At 62.2% G+C, this 13083-nt stretch carries 9 protein-coding genes and 1 other RNA gene; 4 read left to right on the forward strand and 6 right to left on the reverse strand.

Annotated elements, in window-relative coordinates; translation table 11 throughout:
* Positions 1-47 precede the first annotated feature (47 nt).
* Together CIC12_RS08090 and gyrA are read right to left on the reverse strand one after the other, a co-directional pair.
* Positions 48-650, reverse strand: coding sequence for a DUF2059 domain-containing protein (locus CIC12_RS08090; RefSeq protein ID WP_121315390.1), 603 nt, complete (start codon positions 648-650; stop codon positions 48-50).
* Positions 651-778: 128 nt separating this feature from the next.
* A complete protein-coding gene (gyrA, locus tag CIC12_RS08095) occupies positions 779-3415 on the reverse strand; it encodes a DNA gyrase subunit A (protein ID WP_168663625.1) in 2637 nt (878 codons plus the stop codon).
* A gap of 478 nt (positions 3416-3893) precedes the next feature.
* Here gyrA and ompA point away from each other — a divergent pair, with 478 nt between their 5' ends.
* From ompA to ssrA, 4 genes are all read left to right on the forward strand, one after another.
* Positions 3894-4541: an outer membrane protein OmpA gene (ompA, locus tag CIC12_RS08100; protein WP_168663626.1), complete on the forward strand. Its 648-nt coding sequence runs from the start codon at positions 3894-3896 to the stop codon at positions 4539-4541.
* A gap of 240 nt (positions 4542-4781) precedes the next feature.
* Positions 4782-5480 (forward strand): bifunctional 2-polyprenyl-6-hydroxyphenol methylase/3-demethylubiquinol 3-O-methyltransferase UbiG, encoded by a 699-nt coding sequence (gene ubiG, locus CIC12_RS08105; RefSeq protein WP_168663627.1) that lies wholly within the window; start codon positions 4782-4784, stop codon positions 5478-5480.
* A gap of 31 nt (positions 5481-5511) precedes the next feature.
* On the forward strand, positions 5512-6225 hold the full coding sequence (gph, locus tag CIC12_RS08110; protein ID WP_168663628.1) for a phosphoglycolate phosphatase: 714 nt from the start codon (positions 5512-5514) through the stop codon (positions 6223-6225).
* Positions 6226-6321: 96 nt separating this feature from the next.
* Positions 6322-6691, forward strand: a transfer-messenger RNA (tmRNA) gene (gene ssrA / locus CIC12_RS08115).
* A gap of 121 nt (positions 6692-6812) precedes the next feature.
* Here the strand turns inward: ssrA and CIC12_RS08120 are convergent.
* The 4 genes from CIC12_RS08120 to CIC12_RS08135 all read right to left on the reverse strand — a co-directional run bounded on the left by CIC12_RS08120 (position 6813) and on the right by CIC12_RS08135 (position 12542).
* On the reverse strand, positions 6813-8288 hold the full coding sequence (locus tag CIC12_RS08120; protein WP_168663629.1) for a TolC family outer membrane protein: 1476 nt from the start codon (positions 8286-8288) through the stop codon (positions 6813-6815).
* The gene (locus tag CIC12_RS08125) at positions 8281-10383 is read right to left on the reverse strand and encodes a peptidase domain-containing ABC transporter (protein ID WP_168663630.1); all 2103 of its coding nucleotides are present in this window, start codon (positions 10381-10383) and stop codon (positions 8281-8283) included. Before CIC12_RS08125 ends, CIC12_RS08120 begins: the two co-directional genes overlap by 8 nt.
* A 2-nt stretch (positions 10384-10385) precedes the next feature.
* Positions 10386-11579, reverse strand: a complete 1194-nt coding sequence (locus CIC12_RS08130) for an HlyD family secretion protein (protein ID WP_168663631.1) — start codon at positions 11577-11579, stop codon at positions 10386-10388.
* Between the two features lie 105 nt (positions 11580-11684).
* Positions 11685-12542 (reverse strand): hypothetical protein, encoded by an 858-nt coding sequence (locus tag CIC12_RS08135; RefSeq protein WP_238812449.1) that lies wholly within the window; start codon positions 12540-12542, stop codon positions 11685-11687.
* Positions 12543-13083 lie beyond the last annotated feature (541 nt).

A 13083-nucleotide genomic window follows, 5' to 3' on the forward strand; every position in this document is an offset into this window, starting at 1 on the left:
ACCAGGCGGCGGCTCACGCGACTTCAGCGCAGCCTTTCGACCTGGAATTACTTGGCCGGCTTGACCGAAGCGACTTCCTTGTCAGCTTGGTCACGCGTTGCCTTGATCGATTGCGGCATGTACTTCTGCATCAGACCGTTCACGACGTCGCGGCCAACCTGGTCTTGCACCTGGATGAACTTGCGGCCGGTCGCGCTCTTGTAGAACGCGGTCAGGTCCTTGATTTCCGACGTGCTGTAGTACTTCGCGTAGGCGTCGTACTGCGCTTGCATTGCGTCCTGACGGAAGCTGTCCGTTGCGAACACTTGACCCGCGCCGTCAACCAGCTTCGGCACGGCATTCTTTTGCAGCGACGGCACAGCGGCCTGCTTCTGCTTGTCCGACATCGTCTTGTTTTCGCTCAGCGCGTCCGACAGGATAGCCGGAACCAGTTGCTTCGCTTGCATCTGCGCGCTGTTGCCGATCGCGCCGACCAGCTTCTGCGCGTCGATTGCGTCCAGCAGGTCCTTGATGGCAGCCTGCTTGGCCGGATCAACCGGTGCTGCGGCAGCAGCCGGGGCCGCCGGCGCCTGGCTTTGCAGTGCTTGAGCCATAGCGAAGGTCGGCACGAGGGCAGCCAGCAACATCAGTTGTTTGAATCGTTTTTGCATCATTACTCCCTGAGAGAAATTAACTTGAACTGCGCGCTGCGCGGGATACGTATCGATCCGACACGCCATCATTCCCGGCGCAGCTTAGCTTTCAACCATTAACTGAGACTGAAATCGGCCGACGCGAATCAGGCTGCGCCACCGTCTTCACTGCCGTTGCCACCTTCAGCAGGACCTTCGGCGTCGCCTTCCACTTCACCCTCCGTTTCCGCCTCAGCAACCTGTTGCAGACCGGAAAGCTTGGTCCCTTCGTCAAGGCTGATGAGTGTAACACCTTGGGTTGCACGTCCCATTTCGCGGATTTCCGACACGCGCGTGCGAATCAGCACACCCGTATTGGTGATCAGCATGATCTGCGCTTCCTGATCCACCAGCGTTGCGGCGACGACCTTGCCGTTGCGCTCCGACGTCTGGATCGCGATCATGCCCTTCGTGCCGCGCCCGTGCCGCGTGTACTCGATGATCGGCGTGCGCTTGCCGAAGCCGTTCTCGGTAGCGGTAAGCACCGACTGTTGCTCGTCGCCGGCGACCAGCAACGCGATCACGTTCTGCCCGTCTTCGAGCTGCATGCCGCGCACGCCGCGCGCCTCGCGCCCCATCGGACGCACATCGTTCTCGTCGAAGCGAACCGCCTTGCCCGAATCCGAGAACAGCATCACGTCGTGCTGACCGTCCGTAATCGCTGCGCCGATCAGATAATCGCCGTCATCCAGACCGACGGCAATAATACCCTTGCGCAGCACGCGGCTGAAGGCTTCCAGCGGCGTCTTTTTCACGGTTCCTAACGCAGTGCCCATAAAGACGAATTTGTCCGCGGAAAATTCCTTGACCGGCAAAACAACCGTAATCTTTTCGCCTTCCTGAAGCGGGAAGATATTGATGATCGGGCGGCCCCGCGAATTCCGCGAACCCTGCGGAACTTCGTAGACCTTTACGCTGTAGACCCGTCCGCGATTCGAGAAACACAGAATGTGATCGTGAGTGTTCGCGATGAACAGCGTGTCGATCCAGTCGTCTTCCTTCATCGCCGTGGCCTGTTTGCCGCGACCGCCCCGCTTCTGCGCGCTGTACTCGGACAGCGGCTGCGATTTCACGTAGCCCGCATGCGACATGGTCACGACCATTTCCTGCGGCGTAATCAGATCTTCGGTGTTCAGCTCGGTGGCGTTCAGCTCGATCTTCGAGCGGCGCGCGTCACCGAATTCGGCTTTGATCGACGTGAGTTCGTCGACGATGATCGCTGTAATGCGTTCCGGGCGAGCCAGAATGTCCAGCAAGTCGGCAATCTGCGCCATCACTTCGCGGTACTCGCCGATGATCTTGTCCTGCTCCAGACCGGTCAGGCGCTGCAGACGCATCTGCAGAATTTCCTGAGCCTGGGTGTCGGACAAACGGTAGAGTCCGTCGGATTGCATACCGAATGACGGGTTCAACCCGTCCGGACGGTAGGCTTCACGACCGCCCGCCGACGCGTTTTCCGCCTCGGCGCGCGACAACATCTCGCGCACCAGCGATGAATCCCACGGCCGCGCCATCAATTCCTGCTTGGCGATCGGCGGAGTCGGCGCGGCCTTGATGATTGCGATGAACTCGTCGATGTTGGCGAGCGCGACCGCGAGGCCTTCAAGCACGTGACCGCGTTCGCGGGCCTTGCGCAGTTCGTATACAGTGCGCCGCGTCAGCACTTCCCGGCGATGCGACAGGAAGCACGACAGCATTTCCTTCAGGTTGAGCAGCTTCGGCTGGCCGTCGACCAGCGCGACCATGTTCATGCCGAAGGTGTCCTGAAGCTGCGTAGCCTTATACAGATTATTGAGCACCACTTCCGGCACTTCGCCGCGCTTCAGCTCGATCACGACGCGCATGCCGCTCTTGTCGGACTCGTCGCGGATATCGGAAATGCCTTCGAGCTTCTTCTCGTTGACCAGCTCGGCGATGCGCTCGAGCAGCGAGCGCTTGTTGACCTGGTACGGTAGCTCGTCAACGATGATCGCCATGCGCTGGCCGCGATCGATTTCCTCGAAGTGCGTGAGCGCGCGCATCACCACGCGGCCGCGGCCCGTGCGATAGCCATCGCGCACGCCGGCCACGCCGTAAATGATGCCGGCGGTGGGGAAGTCGGGCGCAGGGATGATCTCGATCAGTTCGTCGATCGTGGCTTGCGGATTCTTCAGCAGATGCTGGCAGGCGTCGACGACCTCGTTGAGATTGTGCGGCGGAATGTTGGTCGCCATGCCGACCGCAATGCCGGACGAGCCATTGATCAGCAGATTGGGAATGCGCGCGGGCAGAATGGCCGGTTCGTTTTCGCTGCCGTCGTAGTTCTGCGTGAAGTCGACCGTTTCCTTGTCGATGTCCGCCAGCAGTTCGTGGCCGATCTTCGCCATGCGAATTTCGGTGTAGCGCATCGCCGCGGCATTGTCGCCGTCGACGGAACCGAAATTGCCCTGGCCGTCCACCAGCATGTAGCGCAGCGAGAAATTCTGCGCCATCCGGACGATGGTGTCGTATACAGCCGTGTCGCCGTGCGGGTGATACTTACCGATGACGTCGCCGACGATACGCGCCGACTTCTTGTACGCGCGGTTCCAGTCGTTGTTCAGTTCGTGCATCGCGTACAGCACGCGCCGGTGCACCGGCTTCAAGCCATCGCGGACATCGGGAAGCGCACGCCCTACGATCACGCTCATCGCGTAGTCGAGATACGAACGGCGCATTTCCTCCTCTAGGGAGATTGGCAGAGTCTCTTTGGCGAATTGATCCATTATCCGTATCTTTTACATGCCAAGGCAACGGATCAACCCCGCGCCTTCGCGTAAGCATTGCAGGCGCAACGCATCACGTGATTCTAACATGCCGTGAATCCGCCTCCGCCGAGGGTACGTATACCTACTAGCAGGCGTTCCGCGAGGCGCTGGCGAGGACTCCGTTTTCGCGCCGGCCGGGCGCGATTCGTGCGTAGGGCAATCCGCCGCTTAGCCATGACTGGCGGTGCCTCCCGGCGATTGCTTCTGTTGCGCATGCACCACAATTACAGGGGGATTTGATCGGGCGCGGATTTTTTTATCGTCGGAGGGGAACGATATGGCAAAATGCCAACGCACAAAGAGTTAGACACTGCTCGAAGTCTACACACCAGGTTTTTTGTTCGGCACCAATGTTATACTTCGAGCAATGTATGACTTGTCTTCGTCAACAGGCTCGCAGTAAACCTGCGGTAATCTCAATTTCGAGAGGAGAAATATGAATAAACTTTCAAAGCTCGCGTTCATTGCAGCTACCGCAGTTATGGCTGCATCCGCCGTGGCGCAATCGGTGCCGGCGTCGCGACAAGCTACGAACGACAACTGGGTGAATGGTACCGGCGAATACGTGTGGATGAACGGCACGAACGAGCTTTGCTGGCGCGATGCATTCTGGACGCCGGCAACGGCCAACGCCAAGTGCGACGGCGCCCTGGTTGCCCAGGCTCCGACCCCGCCGGCACCGGTCGCACCTGCACCGGCTATCTCTAGCGAAAAGATTACGTATCAAGCTGACGCGCTGTTCGACTTCGACAAGGCAATTCTGAAGCCGGCTGGCAAGGAAAAGCTGAGCGAACTCGCATCAAAGATTCAAGGCATCAACCTGGAAGTCGTCGTCGCAACGGGTCACACGGACCGTATCGGTACGGACAAGTACAACGACCGTCTGTCGATGCGCCGTGCTCAAGCTGTGAAGGCATTCCTCGTCAGCAAGGGCGTCGAAGCCAACCGTATCTATACGGAAGGCAAGGGCCGTCGCAACCCGGTCACGACCGGTTGCAACCAGAAGAACCGCAAGCAACTCATCGCCTGCCTCGCACCGGACCGTCGCGTGGAAGTCGAAGTTGTGGGCACGCCGAAGCAGTAAGCTTCAGACTGCCGCAGTATCAAAGCCCCGCTTCGGCGGGGTTTTTTTTATGCATGGCCACGTCGCGCAATGCGGGTCGCGTCGCCCTGCGGCAGAGGCGAGCGGCGCCCATCAAGCCGCGTGGCCACCTTGTCGACGCGACGCCACAAGCCGTCCTTTTGCCGCCCTGTCCCTCGACCTATATACTCAGGGTTTATCCTCGAGCGCTCGCTCACCGCTCTCATCGAGGCAGCTTTCGCCATGACCAACGCCGATCCCCACGAACTACAGAAATTCAGCGACCTCGCGCATCGGTGGTGGGACCCGAACGCCGAATTCAAGCCGCTGCACGAACTCAACCCCATTCGCCTGAGCTGGATCGACGCCCACGCGCATCTCGCGGGTAAGAACGTGCTGGATATCGGCTGCGGCGGCGGGATTCTCTCGGAATCGATGGCCGGCCTCGGCGCGTACGTGAAGGGCATCGACCTGTCGACCCAAGCGCTCGGCGTCGCCGATCTTCACAGCCTTGAAAGCGGCGTAACCGTTAATTACGAAGAAATCGCCGCGGAAGCGCTCGCCGCCCGCGAACCGGCAACGTACGACGTGGTGACCTGCATGGAAATGCTCGAACACGTGCCCGAGCCCGGTGCGATCGTCGAGGCCTGCAAGACGCTGGTGAAGCCCGGCGGCTGGGTGTTCTTTTCCACGCTGAACCGCAACGTGAAGTCGTATCTGTTCGCGGTGATCGGCGCCGAATACATCGCGCGGATGCTGCCCAAGGGCACGCACGACTATGCGCGTTTCATCCGTCCGTCGGAATTGGCGAGCTTCGTGCGCGCCGCCGGCCTGCGCACAGCCGACATCAAAGGCATCGTCTACAACCCGCTCAGCAAGCATTTCACGCTGTCCGCCGACACGAGCGTGAACTACCTGCTCGCCTGCCGCCGCGACGCCTGACCCGCACCGATCCGCCCAACCCAATCCGACAATGAGCGACCCTACTCCCCTGCCGCAACGCGAAGACAACGACGACGCGCTCGGTCTTTGCCAGGCGGTGCTGTTCGACCTCGATGGCACGATGGCCGACACGGCGCCCGATCTCGCGGCCGCCGTCAACAAGATGCGCCACGATCGGGGCCTTGAGATGGTGCCGCTCGAAGACCTGCGTCCGCTGGCATCGGCGGGGGCGCGCGGACTGATCGGCGGCGCGTTCGGCATCGGCCCGGACAATCACGAGTTCGCGTCGATGCGCGAAGAGTTTCTCGCCAACTACGAAGCGGACTTGTGCATCGAGACGACGCTCTTTCCTGGCATCCCCGAACTGCTCGACGATCTCGATGCGCGCGGCGTGCGCTGGGGCATCGTCACGAACAAGGTGGCGCGGCTGACCGAGCCGCTGGTCGCGCAGCTTGGCCTCGAAGAGCGCGCGGGCTGCGTGGTGAGCGGCGACACGACTGCGCATTCGAAGCCGCACCCGGCGCCTTTGCTGCACGCCGCACGTGAACTGGACGTGGCGCCGGAGCGCATCGTCTATGTGGGCGACGACCTGCGCGACGTGCAGGCCGGTTTCGCGGCGGGCATGAAGACCGTGGCAGCCGCGTACGGCTACTGCGGCACCGATATTCCACCGACGCAATGGCATGCACAGCATGTCGTCCAATCGCCGGGCGAACTGCAGAAGCTGCTGCGCGATATCGGCTGAAGCACCTCGGTGGCCAGTGTGCCAATGAGTCAGGACGCGGCCGTCGATCTACTGTAAAATATACGTCTGGCTCAGAAATCTTGAGCAACGAACCGCGGGGGCGACCTGGTTTCGACAGGGGTTGCAAAGCGGCTAGGGCATGTCGAGGACCCGTCACCTCGTTAATCAATGGGAAAAACGTAACTGCAAACGACGATACGTTCGCACTGGCAGCCTAAGGGCCGCCGTCCTCTGCCTAGTTCACTGACGGGCTAGTGTCGCAAGACCGGTAGCAATACCGACAGAGGTCATATACGTCAGTTAAGCCTTGGCGGCGTCACGACGTCCGGGTCGAAAATCTAGTGAATCGCCTTGGTGCAGCGTGTTCGTCCGCGTCACTGAGGTTAAATCAAATGACAGAACTAAACATGTAGAACTGGTCGTAGAGTGCTTCTGGACGCGGGTTCGATTCCCGCCGCCTCCACCAAACACCTTGCAAGCAATAGCGTTGTATGAAAACCCCGTTAGCCGCAGGCTCCCGGGGTTTTTTTGTTTCCGCCACTGCAACCAGCATTCGCAGCATTTCGACCTGGGCCCAGCCGCGCGCTTCAAGGAGCCGCCGCAATCGCCTTGCGCTGCGCGACGCGCAAGGCTTCGAACGGCGTCATCACTGACGGCCTGTCGATCGACCTGGCCGGCGGCATGCTTTCAAACGCAACGTTTCGATCGGTTTTTTCCACGGCGGCGCGGTCCGTCCCGATCGCGCTGGCCCCGTCCGCGCCAATCAGCAAACCATTCACCCGCGCTACCTCGTCCAGGTCCAGCGCCGCAGTCGCGGCCTTCAGCTGGAGCAACGCAACAAGCGCCGTGTAGCGCGCCCGGATCAGATCCCGGCGATTCGCGTAGAACGAATCCGCCGCGCGCAACACGTCGGTGCTCGTCCTGCTGCCCACCTTGTAGCCCACCTGCGTCGCGAGCAACGCGGCGTGTGAAGCCTGCGCGAGACGCGTCAGCGCATCGATCCGCGTGACGCCGTCGTGAAAGCGCGACCAGTTTTCCCGCGCCGTCGCGCCAGCCAGCCGGGTTGCGCCGACCAGTTCGTCCTGCGCCTTGTCCTGAAGCGCCAGCGTTTCGTCGATGATCGCGTCCGTCTCGCCGCCTTCGAAAATCGGAATCGTCACCGACAGCATTGCCGTCGTGGTCGTAGTCGGACGGGAGTAGCCGGAGGCAGCGCCTGCCGGCGTATGGCTCGCCGTCAGGTTCACGACCGGCAGGTTTCTCGCCCGCGCCTTCTCGACGTCGAATTGCGCGATGCGCCGGTCGATCTGCTTCAACTGCACCAGATAGTCGTGTGCTTCAGCCTGCGCGATCCAGCTTGCCTGGTTGTCGGGATTCAGGCGCGGCATGGACACGGTATCCGGCAGCCGCGACAACCCCACGAACGGCTGCCCGGTGATCTGTTCGAGCGAGAGCCGCCGCAGTTGCAAATCGCTGCGGGCATCCAGTTGCTGCACCTGCGCCTGTTCGCGCGCCGCCTCGGCCTCCTGCAAGTCGATCACGGTCGCCTCGCCCGCCGCCCGCCGGCGATGCAGCTGAACCATGTGCTGTTCGAGCGCGGCCGTGTAGTCGTCGGCGCGCGCCAGTTCGTCTTCGGCGGCAAGGTCGTCGAAGTACGCGCGTACTGCCTGCAGAATGGCCGCCTGCTGCGCGCGCGCCGCATCGACCACCCCGCGCGCGCCGATCAGATCGGCCTGCCGGTAGGCCGTCCAACGGCCCCAGTCGAAGACCGGTTGCGACAGCTCGACAGTCCAGCCGTTCTGCCAGTAGCTATCGCGTGGCAAACCCTCGATCGCCGTGCGGTTGTAGGCGCGCCCCCAGCCACCCGACAGTTGCGGCAACAACGCCGCGCGGGCTTTGGGCAGCGCCTCGCGGGCGGCCCGGGAACCCGCGCGCGAGGCGGCCAGGTCCGCGTCATGGTCGGCGGCCTGAGCGGCGACGGTGAGCAGGTCGGCTGCTGCCGCGGTACTCGTCTGCGCGGCGCAGGCGAGCACGATCAGCAGGCCCGATACGGTGCGCTTATTCATCGGTCAACGCCTCGGCGCGCGCCTCGGACACAAGCTCGCCTTCGACCAGCCGGTAGCGCGTGTCGAACGCCGCCGCGAGCGACATGTCGTGCGTAATCACGACGACCGTGCGTTCGATACGCTGCAGCAACGCCACGATCTGCCGCACGGACGCGGGATCGAGATTCGACGTCGGCTCGTCGAGCAGCAGCAGATCGCGCTGCTGGTACAGCGCACGCGCGAGCAGCAGGCGCTGCCGCTGCCCGGCGGAAATATTCGCGATCGTGTCGCTGATCACCGTGCGTGTGCGCATCGGCAAACGCATCACGTCGCGCAGCAGCCCGACGTCGTCGAGCAACGTGTGGACGCGCGCTTCGTCCACGTTGCCCGCGAACAGTGTCACGTTGTCCGCAATCGAGCCATGCAGGATCAGATCGCCCTGCCGCATATGCACGGCGTGACGGCGGATTTCGTCGACGGCGAGATTCGGCCAGGCGATGCCGTTCAGGCTGATCTCGCCTTCCTGAAGCGGTTCAGCCGCCGCGAGCAGCTTGAACAGCGTGGATTTGCCGCTGCCGGACGCACCGGTGATCACGATCTTGTCGCCCTTGCGTATCACGATGTTCGCGTTCTTCAGCACGGGCTGATCCGACGCGCCGTAGCGGAACGTGACGTTGCGCACGTCGATGCGCTCGAAAGCACGCACTTCGACACTCTTGTGCAGATCGCCCGGCGGCGTGTAGCGCTCCGCGTCGCCGTCCACGATATCGCCGACCCGCGCGACCGGGACGCTCAGCATGAAGTACGCGAAGGCCGCGTTGATCGAGTTCGCAAAGCGCTCCGACAGCAGCGACTTGTAGATCAGAAACGAATAGAACACGCCCGCCGAAATCGCGCCGCCGAGCATCAGGCGCGCGGCGAACCACGCGATCGCGATCATATCCGCGTAGTTGACGAGCTTCAGGATCGCATCGCGCGCGCTGCCGAGACGGCTGTTCTGCACGAGCGCCGCAAAATAGGCGCGGTACTTCGCCATGAAGATCGCCGTACGCCGCGTCTCGCCCTGCGACAGCTTGATCAACGACGCGCCGCGTATCGTCTCGATCAGCATGTCGTCGCAACGCGCCGATTCTTCGAGCACCAGTGCGTGCGTATCGCGCATGCGCGTGAACAGCGCAAACGAGACCGCCACGTAGAGCACGAAGATCAGCAGCGCAATCGCGGTCAGCTGCGGGCTCTGCACCAGCATCAGGAGCAGCGCGAGCAAACCGACCACAAGATCGATGCCAAGCGAAATCGCGGTGCGTGTGGCATAGATGCTGATCTCGTCCTGCGCCTTCACGCGCGCGAACAGATCGCCGACATGGCGCTTCTCGAAGTACGGAATCGGATTGCTCAACAGCTTCGCGAGCAAACCCTCGGTCATGTTCATCTGCACGAGGCCGTGCAACAGTTCGACGAGGTAGGTCTGGATGTACTGGCTCAGCGCGCCGACGATGAAAATGCCGGAGAACGTCAGCACCAGCACGTTGAGCAGATTCAGGTTGTCGGCGGCGACCACGTCGTCGAGCACGAGATTGCCGAGGTACGGCATCGCGAGAATGGCGAACTGGCTGCCGAGCGCAATGAACATCACCTTGACGATCTGCGCGCCGAGTTGCGGATTGAGCGCGCGCACCCGCGCGAGCGCCGCCGGCACCCGCGACTTGTTGCGCACGCGCGGCATGGCCGGCGTTGGCGCACATTCGAGCAGGAAGCCCGACACATTGGCGACGAACGTGTCCATCGAAATACGGCGCCGGCCGGTGGCCGGATCGATCACCTGCACGTAGCCGCGCCCGTACTTTTCGAACACGACGAAATGAGCGCCGCCGAAATGCATGATCGAGCCGCGCTTCACGCTCGCCAGATCGCCACTGCCGAAGCGGTACGCCTGCACCGCGAGCCCGTATTCAACCGCGACGTCGTACAGGTCCATCATGGTCAAACCGTTCGCAGAGATCGGCCTGAACGCCTGCAACTCGCGCACTTCGGTCGCCCGGCCGAAGTGCGACAACACCATGGCCAGACAGGCATAACCGCATTCAGCGACTTCGTTCTGATAGATCGCGCGCATCGTCAGCCTCGCAGCACACGGAACAGCGGCGCGAGCACCCATTCGGCGATGGTGCGGCGCTCGATCACGATGCTCGCCGTCGCCACCATGCCTGGCAGAATGTCGAAGCGTTGCCGCTCGAAGTGGAACGTGTCGCCGCTCAACGTGGCCCAAGCCATGTAGTCTCCGTCGGGACTGCCCGGCTCGGACGCGGCTGCCGGCGACATCGCCGAGCGCACGGTGGTGCGGGAGATCGAATCGATCCGCGCGGGGTAGGTGCCGAATTTCGCATACGGAAACGCGTCGAACTTGAGGCGCACGATCTGCCCTTCGCGCACGAAACCGCGCCGGCGCGACGGAATGCGCAGCGCGGCACGCAACGCGCCCTTCCCGCCGGTCGAGATGACGAGCGCGACATCGTCGGGTGCGAGAGTGCGTCCGGGCACGAGGCCCGAGTAGGTCACCACGCCGGCTTTCGGCGCGGAGATCGTCGCGTCCTGGCGGGTCTGTTCGAAGCGCATGCGAATGTCCTGCAACTCGCGTGCGTGGCGCGCGTCCAGTTCATTGAGTTGCGCGCCCAGACCCGTTTGTGTACCGACCGCCGCGCCCAGATCCGCGTCGAGTTGCTGACGGCGCGCCACGCTTTGCGCGAGCGCGACTTTCGCCTGATGGATGTCGGCACTCGCCTGCTCGATCCGGTCGGCGGTGATGTAGTCGGCCACCGACACTAGCCGCGTCAGCTTGTGGCCGGCTTCGTCGGCGAGCGCGCGGTTCTGCGCCAGTTGTTCGTCGAGCGCGGAGATTTCCGCGCGGCGGCTTTGTGCGGTGAGCCTCGCGGCATTCAGTTGCGCGGCCAGATCGGCCCTGCGCTGAAGGTATTGCGCGTCGCTCGCGCGGATCTGTTCGTCGCGGTCATTCTCGTCGAACGCTTTGCGTTGCAGGCCGTTGCTCGCGAGCGAGAAATCGCGGTCCAGACGAAACAGCGGCGCGCCCTGCGCGACGCGCGTCGAACGATTCACATAGATGTCCGACACGAGGCCGCTCAGCCCCTGAATCTTGATTTCGGACGGCGACACGATTTCCGCGCGCACGTCCTGCTTCAGTTCGACGTCGTAGACGAACGCGAACACGATGGCGGCGCTCACGAGCGCGGAGGTCGCATACGCGATCCAGCGCCATGAGACGTCCCTGAACTGGGGGAGATTGATAGGTTCCATAGCGTGATTGCTGCCCGGTGCCGGCCAGTGTTGTTATGAGTTCCGCCGCAGCGGTCCGACCAGGCGAATGTTGAGCCGCGCGGCCGCCGGGCTGGGCTGAGGTGTCTAGCGAACCGGCGCGAACGCGTACATCGACGGATGTCCTGACAGGAGCCAGTCGGGATAGTTGTCGAGCGCCGCGCTTTCGATATAACTGGCTAGCCTTTGCGGAGCGTCAGGCTCGGCAAGCGGCAAAGGCTCGAACAGTTCGGCGCTGAACCGCCCTTGCTGGAAACGCAGATAAAACGGCAGCAGCATGGCATCGAACGGTGCGCCTAGCCTGAACACACCGTTGTGAATACGCGCGTTGCGACCAAAGATCGACACGCCAACCGTTTCCATCGGATAGCGGTGCAGCGCGAACGGCGGCACGTCGGCGAACAGTACTGCGACACCGTTGCGCCTCAACGTCCTCGCGACGCGCAGGCCAAGGCCGTTACGGTTATCGTCGCCGTATGTGTACAGCACGGTCACGCTGGGGATGAGAGTCTGGTCTTCTCCGTACATGTCGCGCGGCACGCCCGACACCACCGAAATCGATTCGAGCCCGAGCATTTCCCGCAATGCGTCGATCACATAAATGTTCGCGTATTGCGACACGTAGTGAAACGGCGACACGATGACAGGACGCCCCGGCACCTCCGCCTGCAATTGCCGGATTCGGGCGGCAAGCGTCTGCGCCACCTGTTGCAGGTCGGGCCAGTCCTCGCGACCGCGTAGCAGACGGCCGTAATAGATCCGCTTGTCGATCAGGCTTTCACGCAAGCTGCCGGCCGAAACCTGAGTCGCGCTGAACGGCGCCAGCCCCGGCATGTCGCGCCCGATCTCGCAGCGGGAGATGCCGTTCCAGCGCGCACGCGCGTCGACGAGGCTGTGCGCTTTCCATACGGCGGCAGCAAACGGTTCGATTACCGAAGACGGCATACGAGCGATCAACCATCCTTGCAGCCGGCGCTTTGCGCGCGCGATTTCGTTCCGCAGCGAAGTCATCCCGACCGGAGCGGCGCTCCACCACCCCATATTTCACTCCACGTTGACGCGAAAGGGCCGGAGTGGTTATACGGCGACCACTCCGGCGCGTGAGACTTTTACGCCTTCACAACCTTACGCCTTGGCAACGGGCGCCGGCGTAACCGGCTTACTGGCAGCTCCCTTGCAGCAGCCGCCTGCGACAGCGGATTTAGCCAAGTCATTGCGATTGATCTTTTGCATTTCGATTACCTATCTAATGGTTAAAAAATAGCTCGCGAGATAAAACCCCGATTCATCGAGCCATGCAAATCCTAACATCAGGAATTTTTTATGAGTGGCTCTTTGCGTTTTTTTACACTTCCGGCGTGTATTCAATAACCACCATTCAATTATCAAATGGCAGGCGCATTTTCTTACTCATGCCCTATACATAAGGCCTGGCAAGGCTCGACGATGTTGTCCGTGTGCGCCTTATTTTAATTGCAGCCAGCTG

Source organism: Paraburkholderia sp. SG-MS1, from assembly GCF_012275575.1.
In the GTDB taxonomy this organism is placed as follows: Bacteria; Pseudomonadota; Gammaproteobacteria; order Burkholderiales; family Burkholderiaceae; genus Paraburkholderia.

What these genes read in the sequence shown, in the direction of transcription:
- CIC12_RS08130 (WP_168663631.1), bottom strand. Translation starts at nt 11,579, where the DNA reads ATGGAACCTATCAATCTCCCCCAGTTCAGGGACGTCTCATGGCGCTGG.
- CIC12_RS08135 (WP_238812449.1), bottom strand. Translation starts at nt 12,542, where the DNA reads ATGCCGTCTTCGGTAATCGAACCGTTTGCTGCCGCCGTATGGAAAGCG.
- gph (WP_168663628.1), top strand. Translation starts at nt 5,512, where the DNA reads ATGAGCGACCCTACTCCCCTGCCGCAACGCGAAGACAACGACGACGCG.
- CIC12_RS08120 (WP_168663629.1), bottom strand. Translation starts at nt 8,288, where the DNA reads ATGAATAAGCGCACCGTATCGGGCCTGCTGATCGTGCTCGCCTGCGCC.
- CIC12_RS08090 (WP_121315390.1), bottom strand. Translation starts at nt 650, where the DNA reads ATGCAAAAACGATTCAAACAACTGATGTTGCTGGCTGCCCTCGTGCCG.
- ompA (WP_168663626.1), top strand. Translation starts at nt 3,894, where the DNA reads ATGAATAAACTTTCAAAGCTCGCGTTCATTGCAGCTACCGCAGTTATG.
- gyrA (WP_168663625.1), bottom strand. Translation starts at nt 3,415, where the DNA reads ATGGATCAATTCGCCAAAGAGACTCTGCCAATCTCCCTAGAGGAGGAA.
- ubiG (WP_168663627.1), top strand. Translation starts at nt 4,782, where the DNA reads ATGACCAACGCCGATCCCCACGAACTACAGAAATTCAGCGACCTCGCG.
- CIC12_RS08125 (WP_168663630.1), bottom strand. Translation starts at nt 10,383, where the DNA reads ATGCGCGCGATCTATCAGAACGAAGTCGCTGAATGCGGTTATGCCTGT.